This is a genomic window from Asanoa ferruginea, assembly GCF_003387075.1.
GTDB lineage: Bacteria > Actinomycetota > Actinomycetes > Mycobacteriales > Micromonosporaceae > Asanoa > Asanoa ferruginea.
In genome coordinates this window covers 4,502,152-4,518,293 of record NZ_QUMQ01000001.1, presented here as the reverse complement: position 1 = coordinate 4,518,293, position 16,142 = coordinate 4,502,152, and the positions used below count along the sequence as shown (strand labels likewise).

Below are 16,142 nucleotides of genomic sequence, written 5' to 3'. Positions count from 1 at the left end.
CGGCCGCGCACCCAGACAAATAGACTGAGTCGCGCATGAATGTCGACGATCTATCCCGCATCGACGGAACTCTCCCTAACTTCACCATCGCCCTCGGCGCGCTGGTCACCGTCTGCGGCGGGCTTTTCCTCACGGCGTACGCCCGGGGCTGGGCTCCGCGACTCGGCGTGAGCCTCGCCGTCGCGCTGTGCATCCGGATCGCGGCCGTCTGGATCGCCTATGGGCACACGCCGCGCGACGTGGCGAGCTATTTCCAGCGGGCCGGCAACCTGCTCCGCGGTGGCACGGACCCGATGACGCACATGCCGCATTTCCGGTGGAACTTCCTGCCGTTCATGCCGATCGTCTTCGGCGCCGAGCTGAAGACCGGCATCGCCTGGGAGCTCTCCGGCAAGATCGCGCCGGTGGTCGCCGACCTCGTGCTGGTCGTGCTCCTCGCCAAGCTGGCCGGCGCCGACCGCGGCCGCAACGTCGCCCTGCTCTACGCCCTGTGCCCGCTGGCGTTCCTGATCAGCGGGGTGCACGGGCAGGTCGAACCGGTCGCGCTCGCGTTCGGCGTCGGTGGCTATCTCGCGGCGCGACAGGGTCGCCCGGACCTCGCCGGTGTGGCGATGGGCTTCGCGATCGCGGCCAAGACCTGGCCCGTGCTGCTCGTGCCCGGCCTGCTCCGGGACATCCCGACCCGGCACTGGGGCCGCGCGCTGGTCGGGATCGCGGCGGTGCCGCTGCTGTTCCTGCTGATGATCCCGGTCGTCCTGGGCGACTCGCTGCCCGCGGCCGTCAAGGTGCTCGCCGGCTACCGCTCGTTCGTCGGCGGGTGGGGCTGGGCCGGCCTGGCCCACGTCTTCGGTTGGATCGGCACCGGCTATGCGGGTGCCGGGATCGGCCCCGTCCAGCGGGTCGGCTCGCTGCTCACCGCGGCCGCCCTGGTTACCACCGTCGCGCTGCTCTGGAAGCGCGCCGACGGCGTCGTGCTGACCGCCGGGCTGATGCTGGCCTTCTTCGCGGCGACCGCCGGCTTCGGGGTCCAGTACCTGCTGTGGCCGGTGCCGTTCGTGCTGCTGGTCGGCGACCGCGCCGGCGCCGTCTTCGTGACCCTGGCCGGCGCGTACGCCGCGACGTTCTACATGTTCTACGAGGCGGTGCCGGCGCTGCGGGGCGACCTCGACGTGCTCCTGCCGGTCGCGTCGGTGGCGGTCATCGTCACTGGGCTGACAGCTCTGCCGCGGACCCCGTATGGAAACCGTCAAGAAGGGCGGGCATGCTGTCGTCCGGACGCCACACCGGCGTCCGGACGAGCGCATCCGGAGGTCTGATGAGCGTCCTGCCCGAGCTGGCGATCCCGGCACAGGTGGACCGGCCCGGACGCAAGGCGGTGCCGTCGCGCGGAGTGGCCGGTTGGCTGCTGCGCCACCGCGTGCAACCGGTCGGGCCGCAGACCGAGGAGGCACACGCCACGCCGCACGCGTGGTGGAAGGTGATGTGCCTGACCGGCGTCGACTATTTCTCCACGCTGGCCTACCTGCCGGCCATCGCCGCGCTCGCCGCCGGGGCACTCTCGCCGCTCGCGACCCTGCTGATCGTCGCGCTGACGCTGCTCGGCATGCTGCCGATGTATCGCAGGGTGGCCAAGGAGAGCCCACACGGCCAGGGCTCGGTGGCGATGCTGGAAAACCTGCTGCCGTTCTGGTGGGGCAAGCTGTTCGTGCTCGGGCTGCTCGGTTTCGTCGCCACTTCCTGGATCATCACGATCACCCTGTCGGCTGCCGACGCCTCGGTGCACCTGGTCGAGAACCCCTACACGCCGAGCGGGCTGCACGGCCACGAGGTGCTCATCACGGTCGTACTCCTGCTGATTCTGGGTGGGGTGTTCCTGCTCGGTTTCAGTGAGGCGGTCGGCGTCGCGATCCCGCTCGTGGGTGTGTTCCTGGCGCTCAACGCCGTCATCGTGGTGGTCGGCCTGGTCGACGTGTTCAGCACCGCCGGCGCGCTGACGTCGTGGACCGACGCGATCACGTCGGGCGGCACCGGCTTCGGCGACATCGTCGGGCCCGCGGTGATCGCCTTCCCGCTCCTGGTGCTCGGCCTGTCCGGATTCGAGACCGGGGTCAGCATGATGCCGCTGGTCGCGGCGTCCGGTCCGGATCGGCTGGCTTCCCGGGTGCGCAACACCCGCAAGCTGCTCACCACCGCCGCCGTCATCATGAGCGTCTACCTGATCGCCACGAGCTTCGTGACCACGGTGCTGATCCCGAAGGCGGAGTTCCAGCCGGGCGGCGGCGCCGACGGCCGCGCGCTGGCCTACCTCGCGCACCAGAAGCTGGGCGAGGGGTTCGGCACGGTCTACGACATCAGCACGGTGCTCATCCTCTGGTTCGCGGGCGCCTCGGCGATGGCCGGCCTGATCAACATCGTGCCCCGCTACCTGCCCGGCTATGGCATGGCACCGGAGTGGGGCCGCGCGGTGCGCCCGGTCGTGCTGGTTTACACGGTGATCAGCGTGCTGATCACGATCGCGTTCGGCGCCGACGTCAACGCACAGGCCGGCGCGTACGCCACCGGGATTCTGGCCATGATGGTCTCGGGCGCGGTCGCGGTGACCATCTCGGCCCTGCGCCGCCGGCAACGCCTAGCGACGGCCGGCTTCGCGGTGCTCACCCTGGTGCTGATCTACGCCCTGGTGGAGAACATCCGCGAGAAGCCCGACGGCATCGCGATCTCGGCGATGTTCATCCTGGGCATCGTGGTCGTTTCGCTGATCTCGCGGGTGACCCGGACGACCGAACTGCGGGCCGAGCACATCGAGTTCGACCTGCCCGCCCGCCAGTTCATCACGGATTCGTTGGCGCACGACGGCGAGATCAACATCATCGCCAACCGTCGCCAGGCGGGCGACATCGCCGAGTACGACGCGAAGGAAGGCGAGCAGCGCGGCATGAACCCGGTGCCGGGCCGGGCCGACGTGCTGTTCCTGGAAATCGAGATCGTCGACCCGTCGGAGTTCAGCGCGGCACTGCATGTCTCCGGTGTGTCGGTCGGTCGCCACCGCATCCTGCGGGCCCAGAGCCCGGCGGCGCCGAACGCGATCGCGGCGGTTCTGCTGGCGCTGCGCGACGCGACTGGCGTGCGGCCGCACTGCTATTTCGAGTGGGCCGAGGGCAGCCCGTTGGTGCACCTGTTCCGCTATCTGTTGCTGGGCCGAGGGGACACGGCTCCGGTCGTACGCGAAATCATCCGCCAGATCGAACCCGATCCGGTGCGCCGCCCGGCCGTCCACGTCGGAGGCTGAACGAGCTTTCTGTCGTGCTGGCGCTGGCTGCCCAGCCGTCGGCGTGACCGGCGCGGGTCGTTCGTTGGCCGCGTCGCTGGCGGCCGCCGCTCCGTTGGGGGTGCGGTTGCCTGTTGTGGGTGCGGGCCGTCGGGTTGGTGCATGGCGCCCGCCGCGCCCGCTGAGCCTCGTTCGTGGATCGACATACACTCATGCCGTGCGACGACGGGACGCGGTGTGGTGGGGCCTGTTCGGCGCGACCGCGTTGGCCTGGGTCGCGATCCTGATCTGCGTCTGCTCCGGGTGGACGCCACCGGATGTGACCTACGCCGGCATGGCGACCGCCGGGCTCGCCCTGGCCCTGACCTTCCGCCCTTTGGGAGTGCGGAGCCTTTGGCGCAAGGGCCGAAGGGGCCGCACGTCCGGGCTACGCTCGAGGTAGCGACGCCGACCCCCGCATCCTGCCCTCGGGCCGGATCGTGACGAGAGGACTGGTCGCATGCCAGACGCCAAGGAGTTGCTGCACCGCAACCTGCACGAGGTCTTCGCCGAGCGGGATCCTCAACGCCGATGGGCGGCCATCGAACGGACGTATACGGAAGACGTGGTGTTCACCGACCCCGAAGGGGTTTCCAGAGGGCGACAAGCGCTGAACGACAAGGCGCAGGCGCTTCTTGATGGCGCCGCCGCCGACTTCGTGTTCGAGGAAGACGGGCCCGCCTACCTCGGAACCGACACCGCGGCGCTGGCGTGGCGTTTCGGCCCATCCGGCAGCCCGGTCGCGCGCGGGGTCGATCTCCTGACGATCCGCGATGGCCTCGTCAGCGCCTTGCAAACCTTGCTCGCGCCATAGCCACGACCGCCGGAGGCAATCTGCTCGGGCGGTCCGGCTGCGGCATGATCGGCTGCGTGGCCCGCAAACCCGACATCGCCCGCGGCGCGCTGGAAGCGTTGCTCAGCCGGGTCTTCGGGCCGGCGGTGAGCTTCGAGCGCACCGCGGAAGGCGTGTCGACGCAGGTCTACCGGGTGTTCCGCGGCGACGAGGTGTTCTACCTGCGGATCGCCGAAGAGCCCGACGACAACCTGGAAACCGACGCCCTCGTGCATCACGAGCTTCGGCGACGCGGTGTCAAGGTCGCCGAAGTGATCCACGTGGACCCGTTCGACGACGGCATCGGTCGGTCCACGATGGTGACGACCGCCGTGGCGGGCGCCGCGACAGAACACCCGTCCGCGGCGGTCGTCGAAGCCGCGGGTGCGGACCTGGCCGTGATCAACCAGCTTCCCGTACGCGGATGGGGGTTCGTTCGCCGCCGGGGCCATGGATGGCCCCTGGAAGGCGCCTACCGGGATCACGTCTCGTCCCTACCGAGCCCGTGGCCCGGACGGCTGGCCGAGCTGTTCGACCCGGCCGAACTCGCCGTGATCGAAGACCTGCTGCCGGAGGAGCGCGCCGGCCCGGCCGTACTCAACCATGGCGACTTCGATCTGACACAGGTCTTCCACGACGGCGGCCGCTACAGCGGGCTGATCGACTTCGGCGAGATCCGCGGTGCCGAGCCGTTCTTCGATCTCGGTCATTTCGCCCTGCATCATGACGCCGAGCTCGCCGCCCTCCTGGTCGGCTATCAGCGGGTCCGGCCGCTATCTGCCGACCACCTCCGGTCGATCCGGCGCAGCGCCATCCTGCTGGGGTGCCGGCAGCTCTGGGGGTGGCTGGCGCCGCCGCGGAACCGGGCGCCCAGCCATCCGGTCGTCAGCTATCGCACGGAGCAGGTGAAACGACAGATCCACCGCAGAAGCGTCGGAAATCATTGACATGTCGGGAGTCTCCGACGTATTTTCTGGGCGTGGCCGAAGATGTGTTCCTGGCCCTGGCCAATCCGATCCGCCGCCGGCTGTTGCGGTTGCTGGCCGACGGGCCGCGTACGGCCGGCGATCTGGCCGCCCAGTTCGAGCTGAGCCGGCCGGCGATCGCCGAGCACCTACAAGTCCTACGCCGGGTCGCCCTGGTGCGCGACGTGCCGCAGGGCCGGCAACGGCACTACCACCTGAATCCGGAGCCGCTCGCCCAGGTGGGTGACTGGCTCCATCCGTTCGAACGCTTCTGGCGCGAGCGCCTGCGCTCGTTCGCCGATGTCGCCGAGGAGGAGACATGACCGCACCGAGCACCGACACCATCACTGTCGACCAATTCGTCGCCGCGCCGCCGAGCCGGGTCTGGCGGACCCTCACCGATCCCGAACTGCATGCGCGTTGGTGGGTGCCGGGCGATATCGCCGCCGTCGTCGGGCATCGGTTCCATCTCGAGATGCCGGTCTATGGAGCGATACCGTGCGAAGTCGTCGAGGTGATCCCGGAAGAGAAGTTCGTCTACACGTTCAACGACTCGTGGACGCTGACCTGGCGGCTCGTCCCCGAAGGCACGGGCACCCGGTTGCTGCTGGAACACAGCGGATTCGACTTCGACAACCCGCGCGACCGGGAGGCGTTCGAGAAGATGGGGCCCGGGTGGCGCGAGAGCGTGGTGCCGCGGCTGGCTCGGCTGGCTGAGGCGATCGCTGGCTGAGGGAGTCGCTGGCTGACGGCGTACCAAATAAGCATAAAAGAGGGCGCCGCGCGGAGTCGGCAGATCCGCGCGGCGCCGTCTTCTGGTTCTAGCGACCGGCCAGCAGCCGGTTTACCGCCGCGTCGACGTCGAGGTGGTCGGTTTCCCGGCCACGGGGCACGACGACGTACGTCCGCCGCAGGAACCGCACCAGCACGCTGCGCGGTACCTCGAACAGGGCGTTCCCGTCCGGTGACGACAGGGCCAGCGCGACGAAATCGCCCCGCGGTGTGGCCCACGGCCAGACCCGGACGTCGCCGATGCCGGCGGGCTCGTCGAGGCCTGTGACGAGGAGCTCACGGGCGAACGACCAACTCACCGCCTCGCCGCCGGCCGAATCGGCGTGAAACAGGACGTGGACCGCGTACGGGTCAGCTGGGTCGTAGCGCAGGCTGGCGCGCACCGGCAGTGCGGTGGCGTCTGGTGCGACGAGCCGCAGTGACGTTTCGACCTCAACGGTCGTCGGTCGGATGACACTCATGTACGTTCTCCCCCCGGCACCGCTGCGGGACGCGCTTGCCCCGCGTTTCCCATACTCAGGTGATACTTCTACTTACGCTCCGTCAATCGCTGATCTCACCCAGTAGTGGGAAGACGGCGCGTTATTGCGCTACAAGCCCAGCAAAATGCGTATAATGCCCGACTTGCTGTGGTACTGCGCACCGTCCGGCGTCGGGTAGCTCAGACGTCGACTTAGTTCGGTAACGTCGAGCAGTCCCGTTGAGTGACGGGCCGAGGCGGAGCCGGAGTGGATTGGGCGATGAAACCATCCTCAATGGAGCAAAAGGGCAGCGGCCCAGAGCGAACGGCGACAACCGAGGAGGACCAGGAGCTGGGACACGGGGTGACGCCCGATCGGATTAGTCCGGCGGAGGATTCGGAACCCGAGGCCCAGATGGGCGTTTCGGTGCCCGCCCAAGCACATCGCGGTCGCGTAGGCGAGACTCTCGACCGAATCAGGGCGAATCCGACCGGTCGGATGATCCTGCGTATCTCGGTCGCGATTGCCGGCCTGGCGGTGGTCGCTCTGGGTATTCTGCTCATACCGCTTCCCGGCCCAGGCTGGTTCATCGTGATCGGTGGCCTGGCCATTTGGGCAGTGGAGTTCACGTGGGCCAAAAAGCTCCTCAACTTCACCCGCCGCAACGTCCGAGCCTGGACACACTGGATCGCCCGCCAACCATGGCCGTTACGCTCAGTAATTGGTGTCGTGGGCCTCGTTTTCGTGGCCTTCGTCGTCTGGGCGTCAGTCAAGGTCAGCCTCGACATCGACTTGATCACTGAAACCCGAGACTTCTTCGGCTGGTGACGTCCGGCGGGGCGGATGTGCACGGCGATGCCTGGATCAGGTATTGTCGTGCGCGCTGAGGGCGATTAGCTCAGCGGGAGAGCGCTTCGTTCACACCGAAGAGGTCACTGGTTCGATCCCAGTATCGCCCACGGGTTTTGGTGCCCCCTGTCCGCGGAGAGCGCGGGCCGGGGGCACCCGTCATATCTGCTCCGGGGCCGAGCCCCGGATGCCCCACGGACCCTGACGGACCCCGTCCGCGGGAAGCGCGGGCCGGGCCGGGGGCCACCCGTCAAATCCGCTCCGCGGCCGAGCCCCGGATACCCCACGGACCCTGACGGACCCCGTCCGCAGGAAGCGCGGGCCGGGGGCACCCGTCAAATCCGCTCCGCGGCCGAGCCCCGGACACCCCACGGACCTGACGGACCCCGTCCGCGGAAAGCGCGGGCCGGGCCGGGGGCCACCCGTCAAATCCGCTCCGCGGCCGAGCCCCGGACGCCCCACGGACCCTGACGGACCCCGTCCGTAGAAAGCGCGGGCCGGGGGCACCCGTCAAATCCGCTCCGCGGCCGAGCCCCGGACATCCCACGGACCTGACGGACCCCGTCCGCGGAAAGCGCGGGCCGGGCCGGGGGCCACCCGTCAAATCCGCTCCGCGGCCGAGCCTCGGACATCCCACGGGCCTGACGGACCCTGGACCGCCCCGCGGCCGCGCGGGATCTGCTTCCTGGCCGAGGCGGGCGCCGCGTTGGTCTGGAGCCAACCCGACTAGCGCTGGATGATCAGCCTGCCTGAAACCGACAGCGGCACCGAGCCGCTGGACGTCGCCGCGCTGCTCGGCGTGCCCGTCGAGGTGCTGGCCAGCAGCCGGTGGACCGCCGAGGCGCTGACCGCCGAGCGCTACGCCGACGGGCCCGTCTTCCTGGTCGGCGACGCCGCGCACCGCTTCCCGCCGGCCGGTGCGACCGGCCTGAGCGCCGCCATCCACGACGCGCACGACCTGGCCTGGAAGCTGGCGGCCGTCTTCCACGGCCAGGGCGGGCCACGACTGCTCGACAGCTAGCGCGCCGAGCGCGAGCCGGTCGGCACCCGCAACGCCGACGAGACCGGCGAGGCCTGGACCCGGATCTTCAGCGGCAGCGGAGCGCCGTTCGCCGGGCGCAGCCTGGCCCAGATCGACGTGGGCTACCAATACCGATCCGCCGTGATCACGCCCGACGGCGCCGCCGCCGCGGACCCGCCCGGCGCCGACTACAAGCCGGTCACGGCGCCCGGGTGTCGCGCTCCGCAGCTGTGGCTCGCGGACGGGCGCTCCACGCTCGACCTCTTCGGCACCGAGCACGCCCTGTTGACCACCCCAACCGGCGCCGACTGGCGACGAGCGGCCGAACCGGCGGCACCCGGGCTCGGCGTTCCGCTGAAGACCCACGTCATGACCGATCCCGACTGGCCCACCGCCTACGGCACCACCCCGGCCGGCGCCGTCCTGGTCCGCGCGGACGGCCACGTCGCCTGGCGGCACCCCGGGCCCGGCCACCGCCGACAGCGTCCTGGCCGCCCTCACCACGGCCACCGCCCGCTGAAGCGGCCACCGCAAGGCCCGGCAGCGGCAAGCTCCGACCACCGCCGGCGGCCCACTGGCCGCTCTCACCACCGCCACGGGCCGCTGAAGCGCCAACGGCTCAGCGCATCGCCCGGCCGGGCAAGCGGCCCAGCCCGACCACCGCCGGCGGCCCACTGGCCGCTCTCACCACCGCCACGGGCCGCAGAAGCGCCAACGGCTCAGCGCATCGCCCGGCCGGGCAAGCGGCCCGGCCCGGCCACCGCCGACGACCTACAGCAGGGCCCGGCCGTGCTCCCGGGCGAGTTCCTCGGCCCGGCCACGCAGCTCCGCGGCCAGATCCCTGAACCGCTCGAGGTTCGGGTCGACGCCGACCAACGTCAGCTCGCTCTCGACGACCTCGAGGTCGAGCTGCCACACGTCGGCCAGGATCCGGCGCATCCACGGTGTCGCGTGGTCCCAGCCCGCCCGTGGCGTACCCGGCCCGTAGCCGCCGCCGCGCACCGTGACCAACACCGCCGGCTTGCCGGCGAGGAGCGGCGGCGCGCCCGACGCCATCCGCGGGTCGGCGAGCACCGTGTCGACCCACGTCTTGAAGTGCTGCGAGACGCCGTAGTTGTAGAGCGGCACCGCGAACAGCAACGCGTCGGCCTCGACCAGCTCGTCGGTCAGCCGCGCGGCAAGCGCCGCGGCGGAGCGCTGGGGATCGCTCAACGTGCCAACAGGGAGAAACCGGGCCGAAGCCGCCTCCCCCCAGACCGTCGACGGCAGCGCGTCCGTGCCGACGTGGCGCCGCACGATCGGGTCGTCGGGGTGTGCGGCCCGCCACTCCCGCTCGACGATGTCAGCGATCTCGCGGCTGTGCGAACCCTCGACGCGGATGCTCGCGTCGAGCCGGAACAACGACATGATCAAAACTCCCTGAGCAAGGTTTTGCTGATGTGTCAGCAACCGTAGGTCGAGGATGCTGATGCGTCAACAAACCCCGGGTAAGATCGGCCACATGACCGAACCGCGCTGGCTCGACCCGCAGGAACGGCGGATGTGGCGCGGTTACCTGCGCATGCAGCGCGCGGTCGATGTCGCGCTCGGCCGGCAGCTCGCCGAGGCGGGCATCTCCCGCCCCGACTACGAGGTGCTGGTGCCGCTGTCCGAGGCCGACGGGCGCACGCTGCGGGTTCGCGACCTCGCGAGCTGGCTGGGCTGGGACCGCAGCCGGATCTCACACCAGCTCCGCCGGATGGAGGAACGCGGGTTGATCACCCGCGAGGACTGCGTCTCCGACGCGCGGGGCACGATGGTGCGGCTGACCGACAAGGGCTACGAGATCACCGTGACCGCGGCGCCGGGGCAGGTGGACACCGTGCGCCGGGTCCTGTTCGACCAGCTCGGTCCCGGCGAGATCGACCAGCTGACCACGATCGCCGAGCGGGTCGCGGGCGCCGCCGGCTACGCGCACCTGCCCTATCCCGAGCCCGACGAGCGCCGGTGACGGCGGCCTACTGGAGCAGGCTCGACCAGTGTCGCTGCCGGTCGGCCTCCGGGGTCAGCACGCAGTCGCCGCAGGTGCCGCCGCCGGGGATCCGGTAGTAGAGACAGCAGTTGGACCGCACCAGGAACCGCCGCGCCTGCTCCGGGTCGGGGCGCACCACCGTGCCCGCGCCGGCCAGCGGGGCCAGGGTCAGCGCGTGGTCGAGCACCTCGCCGGCCCGTGCGGCGTGCCGCGGCATGGTGTCGGCCAGCACGCCGACGGCACCGGCCAGCGCCGACGCCACGTTGCCCCACAGCACCTGCGGGGAGAGCAGGAACGCCGTCCGGAACAGCTCGAGCAGCGGCGTCACCGTCTCCGCCAGCGGCCCCGCCACCAGCGCCGACGCCACCTCGGCCGGCGACAGGTCGGCGGTCGGCAGGGCCGGGACCACGCCGTAGGCGACCGGCATCGGGCCGGCCGGCACCGGGCGCCACCACAGGTTGGCCCGGGTCGCCAGCGGCAGCGCGCCACCCGCGACGGCCGCGCCCAACGGCGGTGACAGCAATCGGGCGGCCACGCCCATGAAGTAGACGGACGCCACCACCCGGACCGGAACGTCCTCTTCGGTCAGTCCGAACGCACTGACCAGGGTCGATCGGGCGACGGCGACCCGCTGTGCGGCGACGGACGCGGTCAGCAGGTCGGTGAAGGGGTGCCAGCCCGCTCCCGCCGACCATGCCTCCCATGCGAAATAGGGCCCGATCGCGGCAGAGGCCGCCAGAGCCGGACCCGCGGCGGCGGTTCGGTGGAGCGGCACGCGTGTGAGCGTAGACCTGTCGATGGGAGACACTGGGCCCCATGCGCCACCTGCTCGTCATTGGAATCGGCGCCGGCGATCCTGACCAGCTCACCATCGAAGCTGTCAAGGCATTGGGCCGGCTCGATCTCGCCATCCTGGTGGAAAAGGGCGACGAGAAACGGGAATTGACCGACCTGCGAAGGCACATGCTCCGGGAGTACGCGCCGCGAGCGCGCGTGGTAACCGTCAGCGACCCGGAGCGCGACCGCACCGCTCGCGCCTACCCCAATGCCGTCGACCAGTGGCGCAGGCAACGGGGCGAAGCATTCCGCGATCTGATCCGCGACGAACTCCGCGAGAACCAGATCGGCGGCTTCCTGGTCTGGGGCGACCCGGCGCTCTTCGACAGCACGATCGGCTCGCTGGAAGAGATCGACGGCGTCGACTTCAGCTACGCCGTCATACCCGGCATCAGCAGTGTCAGCGCGCTCGCCGCTCGGCACCGGATCGGGCTCAACCGCGTCGGCCGGGCCGTCCAGATCACCACCGGCCGCCGGCTCGCCGCGCACGGCATCCCGGACGGCGTCGACGACCTGGTCGTCATGCTCGACGCCCGAAACGCCTACCAGCAGATCGACGACGACGTCGACATCTACTGGGGCGCCTACCTGGGCACACCCGACGAGATCCTGGTGAGGGGCAAACTCACCGACACCAAAGACGACATCGACGGTGTACGCGCCGCAGCCCGCACCCGCAAAGGCTGGATCATGGACACCTACCTGCTCCGCCGCCGAGACCAGTGACGACGACCGTCCTGATCCTCGGCGGCACCACCGAAGCCCGCGAACTCGCCGCGCTCCTGGCAACGGATGCGGACCTGCGGGTGGTCACCTCCTACGCCGGCCGCACCAGCGAGCCGCGGCAACCGGCCGGCGAGACCAGGACGGGCGGCTTCGGCGGCGCCGACGGCCTCCAGGACTGGCTGGCCCGGAACGCACCCGCGATCCTGGTCGACGCGACCCACCCCTTCGCCGAGACGGTCAGCGCGCACGCGGCCGCGGCACACGGCGTACCCCGGCTGCGTCTTGTTCGTCCAGGATGGACGGCGCAACCCGGCGACCGGTGGAACCGGGTGCCCAACCTGGCGACGGCCGCCGCCGTGCTGCCCACCCACGGTGCCCGCGCGTTCATCACCACCGGCCGCCAGCGGCTTGCGACATTCCTCACCAACCCCGCCTGCGCGGCGCTCCCCCTGCTGCTCGTCCGCTGCGTCGAGCCACCAGCCGAAGACCTGCCGGCCAACGTGGAGCTGCTGGTGGATCGTGGCCCGTTCACCCTCGACCACGAGCGTGAGCTGCTGGAACGGCACGCGATCGACGTCGTCGTCGCCAAGGACAGCGGCGGCGACGCCACCCGCGCCAAGCTCGACGCCGCCCGCGAGCGCGGCGTCCCGGTCATCCTGGTCAACCGTCCGTGGACGGTCGCGCTGCCCACCGTCGACACACCCGCCGCTGCCGCCGAGCGGGTGCGCGAACTACTGTCCGGGGCGTGACCCCGACGTTCCTGTTGCTCTCGACCGCCGACACCGACTTGCTGGCCGCGAGCGCCACCAGCGCCGACGCGACCTGGCGGGTCGCCAACCCGGCCCGGCTGACCACCGACGACCTGCCCGACCTGCTCGACGGCGTGGCCGGTGTGGTGTTGCGGCTGCTGGGCGGCCGGCGCACCTGGCCCGAGGGCGTCGACGCGGTGGTCGCGGCCGGCATTCCGGTCGTCGCGGTCGGTGGCGAGGCGGTGCCGGACGCCGAGCTCACCGCCCTCTCGACGGTGCCGGCCGGCGTGGTCGCCGACGCGCAGCGCTATCTCGTCGCGGGCGGGCCGGACAACCTGCGTGAGCTGCACCGGTTCCTCGCCGACACGCTGCTGATGGCCGGCGAGGGCTTCGCGGCACCGGTCGAGTTCCCGTCCTTCGGCCGGCACGGTGCCGCAGCGGACAAGACCGGGCCGACGATCGGCATCGTCTTCTACCGGGCACACGCGCTGGCCGGCAACACCGAGTTCGTCGACACCCTCGCGGACGCGGTGGCAAACGCCGGCGGCACGCCGATGCCGGTCTACGCCGCCTCCCTGCGCTCCGCCGAGACCGGCCTCTACGAGCTGCTCGAGGGCTGCGACGCGCTGATCGTGACGGTCCTCGCGGCCGGCGGCACGACCGCGGCCGACGCGTCCGCGGGTGGCGCCGACGACGCCTGGTCGGTCGAGGCACTGGCCGGGCTCGACGTACCCGTGCTGCAAGGTTTGTGTCTGACCACCTCGCGGGCGGCCTGGCACGACTCGAACGCGGCGCTGACCCCGATGGACGCCGCGATGCAGGTGGCCATCCCCGAGTTCGACGGCCGCCTGATCACGGTGCCGTTCTCGTTCAAGGAGCCCGGCCCCGACGGTGTCCCGGTCTACCGCGCCGACCCCGAGCGGGCCGCCCGGGTCGCCGGCATCGCCGTCGCGCACGCCCGCCTCCGCGCGCTACCCAACGCTGAGAAGCGCGTGGCCATCGTCCTGTCGTCCTACCCGACCAAGCACTCCCGGGTCGGCAACGCGGTCGGCCTCGACACCCCCGCGTCGGCGGTGGCGCTGCTGGCCGATCTGAAAGACGCCGGCTACGACGTGGGCGACGTGCCCACCGACGGTGACACCCTGATCCACACGCTGATCGCGGCCGGCGGCCACGACGTCGAGTGGTTGACCGAGGAGCAACTCGCGGCCGCGCCGATCCGGGTGCCCGGGGCCGACTACGCCGAGTGGTTCGCCGCGACCGCGCCATCGCTCCGCGACGAGATGACCCGGCACTGGGGCCCGGCGCCGGGCGAGCTCTACGTCGACAACGGCGACATCGTGCTGGCCGGCCTGCGCTACGGCAACGTCACGCTGATGATCCAGCCGCCGCGCGGTTTCGGCGAGAACCCGATCGCGATCTACCACGACTCCGACCTCCCGCCGTCGCACCACTACCTGGCCGCCTACCGCTGGCTGGCGTCCAACGTGGACGCCGTCATCCACCTCGGCAAGCACGGCACGCTGGAGTGGCTGCCCGGCAAGGGGCTCGGCCTGTCGAAGGAGTGCGCGCCCGACGCCGTGCTCGGCGACCTGCCGCTGATCTACCCGTTCGTGGTCAACGACCCGGGCGAGGGCACCCAGGCCAAGCGGCGCGGCCACGCCACGATCGTCGACCACCTGGTGCCGCCGATGGCCCGCGCCGACACCTACGGCGACATGGCCCGCCTCGAACAACTCCTCGACGAGTACGCCACCGTCGCCGCCCTCGACCCCGACAAGGTGCCGACGCTGCGGGCGCAGATCTGGACCCTGATCCGCGCCGCCGAGTTGCACCACGACCTGCACGTGCAGGACCAGCCCGGCGAAGACGACTTCGACGACTTCGTGCTGCACGTCGACGGCTACCTGTGTGAGATCAAGGACTCGCTGATCCGCGACGGCCTGCACATCCTGGGCGCGGCGCCGGCCGGCGAGGCGCGGATCAACATGGTGCTGGCGATCCTGCGCGCCCGCCAGGTCTGGGGTGGCCGCCGCGGCGCGCTGCCGGGCCTGCGCGAGGCGCTCGGCGCCCACCTCGGTCTCGACGACACCGCCCTGGAGAGCGATGAGCTCGAAGAGGTCGCGCGCCGCCTGGTGGTCGCCATGGAGACCGCGGACTGGGCTCCAACGGCGGCCACCACTGTGGCGACCGAGATCCTGGGAGCCGCGCCCGCCGGCGTGGTCGACGTGCTCCGCTTCGCCGCGACCGAGGTGGTGCCCCGGCTGGAGGCGACCACCGACGAGATCACGGCGGTCAAGCACGCCCTGGACGGCGGCTACGTCGCCGCCGGACCGTCCGGCTCGCCCACCCGCGGCCTGGTCAACGTGCTGCCGACCGGCCGCAACTTCTACTCCGTCGACCCGAAGGCGATCCCCTCCCGCAACGCCTGGGACGTCGGCCGCGCGCTGGCCGACTCGCTGCTGGCCCGGCACCGCGAGGACACCGGCACCTGGCCGGCCCTGGTCGGGCTGACCGTGTGGGGCACCAGCGCGATGCGTACCCAGGGCGACGACATCGCCGAAGTGCTAGCGCTGATCGGTTGCCGGCCGGTCTGGGACGACGCGTCCCGGCGGGTCACCGGTTTCGAGATCGTGCCCCTGGCCGAACTCGGCCGGCCCCGGATCGATGTCACGGTGCGCATCTCGGGCTTCTTCCGCGACGCGTTCCCGCACGTGATCGCGCTGCTCGACGACGCGGTCGCGGCGGTCGCCGCCCTCGACGAACGCGACGAGGACAACTTCGTGCGCGCGCACGCGCTGGCCGACCAGGCCGAGCACGGCGACTGGCGACGGGCGACCACCAGGATCTTCGGTTCCAAGCCGGGCGCGTACGGTGCCGGCCTGTTGCCCTTGATCGACGCCCGCAACTGGCGTGACGATCGCGACCTGGCCGAGGTCTACGCGGTCTGGGGTGGCTACGCCTACGGGCGCGGGCTGGACGGCCGGGCGGCGCGCGGCGACCTCGAGACCGTCTACCGGCGGATGGCGGTCGCGGCCAAGAACGTCGACACCCGCGAGCACGACATCGCCGACTCCGACGACTACTTCCAGTACCACGGCGGCATGGTCGCGATGGTGCGCTCCCTGCGCGGCACCGACCCGGCGGCCTACATCGGCGACTCGCACCGCCCCGATGACGTGCGCACGCGCTCACTGGCGGAAGAGACCAAGCGGGTGTTCCGGGCACGCGTCGTCAACCCGCGCTGGATCGAGGCGATGCGCCGGCACGGCTACAAGGGCGCGTTCGAACTCGCGGCGACGGTCGACTACCTCTTCGGGTACGACGCCACCGCCGGCGTCGTCGACGACTGGATGTATGAGAAGCTCGCCGCCGCCTACGTGCTCGACCCGTCGGTGCGCGAGTTCCTCGACAAGTCCAACCCCTGGGCCCTGCGCGGGATCACCGAGCGGTTGCTGGAGGCCGCCGAGCGCGGCCTGTGGGCATCGCCGGAGCCGGAGACCATCGAAGCGCTGCGTGCGGAATACCTTCGAACTGAAGGGGATCTCGAAGGGAATTAGGTGTTGATCTCGCCGTCCGAAGGACCAGGCGT

General features: G+C 71.0%; 16 protein-coding genes, 1 tRNA gene and 1 pseudogene. 15 read left to right on the top strand and 3 right to left on the bottom strand.

Features of this window, described 5'->3' with window-relative positions:
* Nucleotides 1–35: 35 nt before the first annotated feature.
* From DFJ67_RS21260 to DFJ67_RS21230, 7 genes are all read left to right on the top strand, one after another.
* Nucleotides 36–1,316, top strand: coding sequence for a glycosyltransferase family 87 protein (locus tag DFJ67_RS21260; protein ID WP_116069585.1), 1,281 nt, complete (start codon nucleotides 36–38; stop codon nucleotides 1,314–1,316).
* Nucleotides 1,316–3,289, top strand: coding sequence for an APC family permease (locus tag DFJ67_RS21255; RefSeq protein WP_116069584.1), 1,974 nt, complete (start codon nucleotides 1,316–1,318; stop codon nucleotides 3,287–3,289). Before DFJ67_RS21260 ends, DFJ67_RS21255 begins: the two co-directional genes overlap by 1 nt.
* Before the next feature lie 196 nt (nucleotides 3,290–3,485).
* Nucleotides 3,486–3,710, top strand: coding sequence for a hypothetical protein (locus DFJ67_RS21250; protein WP_147315560.1), 225 nt, complete (start codon nucleotides 3,486–3,488; stop codon nucleotides 3,708–3,710).
* Between the two features lie 57 nt (nucleotides 3,711–3,767).
* Nucleotides 3,768–4,121 carry a nuclear transport factor 2 family protein gene (locus DFJ67_RS21245; protein WP_116069582.1) on the top strand — a complete coding sequence of 118 codons (354 nt, stop codon included), beginning with the start codon at nucleotides 3,768–3,770 and terminating at the stop codon, nucleotides 4,119–4,121.
* A 56-nt stretch (nucleotides 4,122–4,177) separates the two neighbouring features.
* Nucleotides 4,178–5,086 carry a phosphotransferase gene (locus tag DFJ67_RS21240; protein WP_170215923.1) on the top strand — a complete coding sequence of 303 codons (909 nt, stop codon included), beginning with the start codon at nucleotides 4,178–4,180 and terminating at the stop codon, nucleotides 5,084–5,086.
* A gap of 32 nt (nucleotides 5,087–5,118) precedes the next feature.
* On the top strand, nucleotides 5,119–5,427 hold the full coding sequence (locus DFJ67_RS21235; protein ID WP_116069580.1) for an ArsR/SmtB family transcription factor: 309 nt from the start codon (nucleotides 5,119–5,121) through the stop codon (nucleotides 5,425–5,427).
* Nucleotides 5,424–5,837 (top strand): SRPBCC family protein, encoded by a 414-nt coding sequence (locus DFJ67_RS21230; RefSeq protein WP_116069579.1) that lies wholly within the window; start codon nucleotides 5,424–5,426, stop codon nucleotides 5,835–5,837. The genes DFJ67_RS21235 and DFJ67_RS21230 overlap by 4 nt, the downstream gene beginning before the upstream one ends.
* 88 nt (nucleotides 5,838–5,925) lie before the next feature.
* On the opposite strand, the gene DFJ67_RS21225 is transcribed toward DFJ67_RS21230, so the two are convergent.
* The gene (locus DFJ67_RS21225; RefSeq protein ID WP_089247988.1) at nucleotides 5,926–6,357 is read right to left on the bottom strand and encodes an SsgA family sporulation/cell division regulator; all 432 of its coding nucleotides are present in this window, start codon (nucleotides 6,355–6,357) and stop codon (nucleotides 5,926–5,928) included.
* Nucleotides 6,358–6,651: 294 nt separating this feature from the next.
* On the opposite strand from DFJ67_RS21225, the gene DFJ67_RS21220 reads away from it, so the two are divergent.
* The 4 genes and pseudogenes from DFJ67_RS21220 to DFJ67_RS44565 all read left to right on the top strand — a co-directional run.
* Nucleotides 6,652–7,185 carry a TIGR02611 family protein gene (locus DFJ67_RS21220; protein ID WP_409362971.1) on the top strand — a complete coding sequence of 178 codons (534 nt, stop codon included), beginning with the start codon at nucleotides 6,652–6,654 and terminating at the stop codon, nucleotides 7,183–7,185.
* A gap of 59 nt (nucleotides 7,186–7,244) precedes the next feature.
* A tRNA-Val gene (locus DFJ67_RS21215) sits at nucleotides 7,245–7,316 on the top strand.
* Between the two features lie 626 nt (nucleotides 7,317–7,942).
* Nucleotides 7,943–8,227 (top strand): FAD-dependent monooxygenase, encoded by a 285-nt coding sequence (locus tag DFJ67_RS43305; RefSeq protein WP_203784573.1) that lies wholly within the window; start codon nucleotides 7,943–7,945, stop codon nucleotides 8,225–8,227.
* Between the two features lie 117 nt (nucleotides 8,228–8,344).
* Nucleotides 8,345–8,686, top strand: a pseudogene (locus tag DFJ67_RS44565) (aromatic-ring hydroxylase C-terminal domain-containing protein); the annotation flags it as partial.
* A 312-nt stretch (nucleotides 8,687–8,998) separates the two neighbouring features.
* Here DFJ67_RS44565 and DFJ67_RS21205 read toward each other — a convergent pair.
* Nucleotides 8,999–9,634, bottom strand: coding sequence for an FMN-dependent NADH-azoreductase (locus DFJ67_RS21205; RefSeq protein WP_116076509.1), 636 nt, complete (start codon nucleotides 9,632–9,634; stop codon nucleotides 8,999–9,001).
* A 94-nt stretch (nucleotides 9,635–9,728) separates the two neighbouring features.
* Between DFJ67_RS21205 and DFJ67_RS21200 the strand changes: the two genes are divergently transcribed.
* Nucleotides 9,729–10,217 carry a MarR family winged helix-turn-helix transcriptional regulator gene (locus DFJ67_RS21200; RefSeq protein WP_116076507.1) on the top strand — a complete coding sequence of 163 codons (489 nt, stop codon included), beginning with the start codon at nucleotides 9,729–9,731 and terminating at the stop codon, nucleotides 10,215–10,217.
* Between the two features lie 7 nt (nucleotides 10,218–10,224).
* Here DFJ67_RS21200 and DFJ67_RS21195 read toward each other — a convergent pair whose 3' ends face one another.
* Nucleotides 10,225–11,013, bottom strand: a complete 789-nt coding sequence (locus DFJ67_RS21195; protein ID WP_239097368.1) for a (2Fe-2S)-binding protein — start codon at nucleotides 11,011–11,013, stop codon at nucleotides 10,225–10,227.
* A gap of 41 nt (nucleotides 11,014–11,054) precedes the next feature.
* Here DFJ67_RS21195 and cobF point away from each other — a divergent pair, with 41 nt between their 5' ends.
* The 3 genes from cobF to cobN are packed head-to-tail and all read left to right on the top strand — an operon-like array spanning nucleotide 11,055 to nucleotide 16,110.
* On the top strand, nucleotides 11,055–11,801 hold the full coding sequence (gene cobF / locus DFJ67_RS21190; RefSeq protein ID WP_116069578.1) for a precorrin-6A synthase (deacetylating): 747 nt from the start codon (nucleotides 11,055–11,057) through the stop codon (nucleotides 11,799–11,801).
* Nucleotides 11,798–12,550, top strand: a complete 753-nt coding sequence (locus tag DFJ67_RS21185; protein ID WP_116069577.1) for a cobalt-precorrin-6A reductase — start codon at nucleotides 11,798–11,800, stop codon at nucleotides 12,548–12,550. Before cobF ends, DFJ67_RS21185 begins: the two co-directional genes overlap by 4 nt.
* Nucleotides 12,547–16,110 (top strand): cobaltochelatase subunit CobN, encoded by a 3,564-nt coding sequence (cobN, locus tag DFJ67_RS21180; protein WP_116069576.1) that lies wholly within the window; start codon nucleotides 12,547–12,549, stop codon nucleotides 16,108–16,110. Before DFJ67_RS21185 ends, cobN begins: the two co-directional genes overlap by 4 nt.
* The last annotated feature ends 32 nt before the right edge of the window (nucleotides 16,111–16,142 follow it).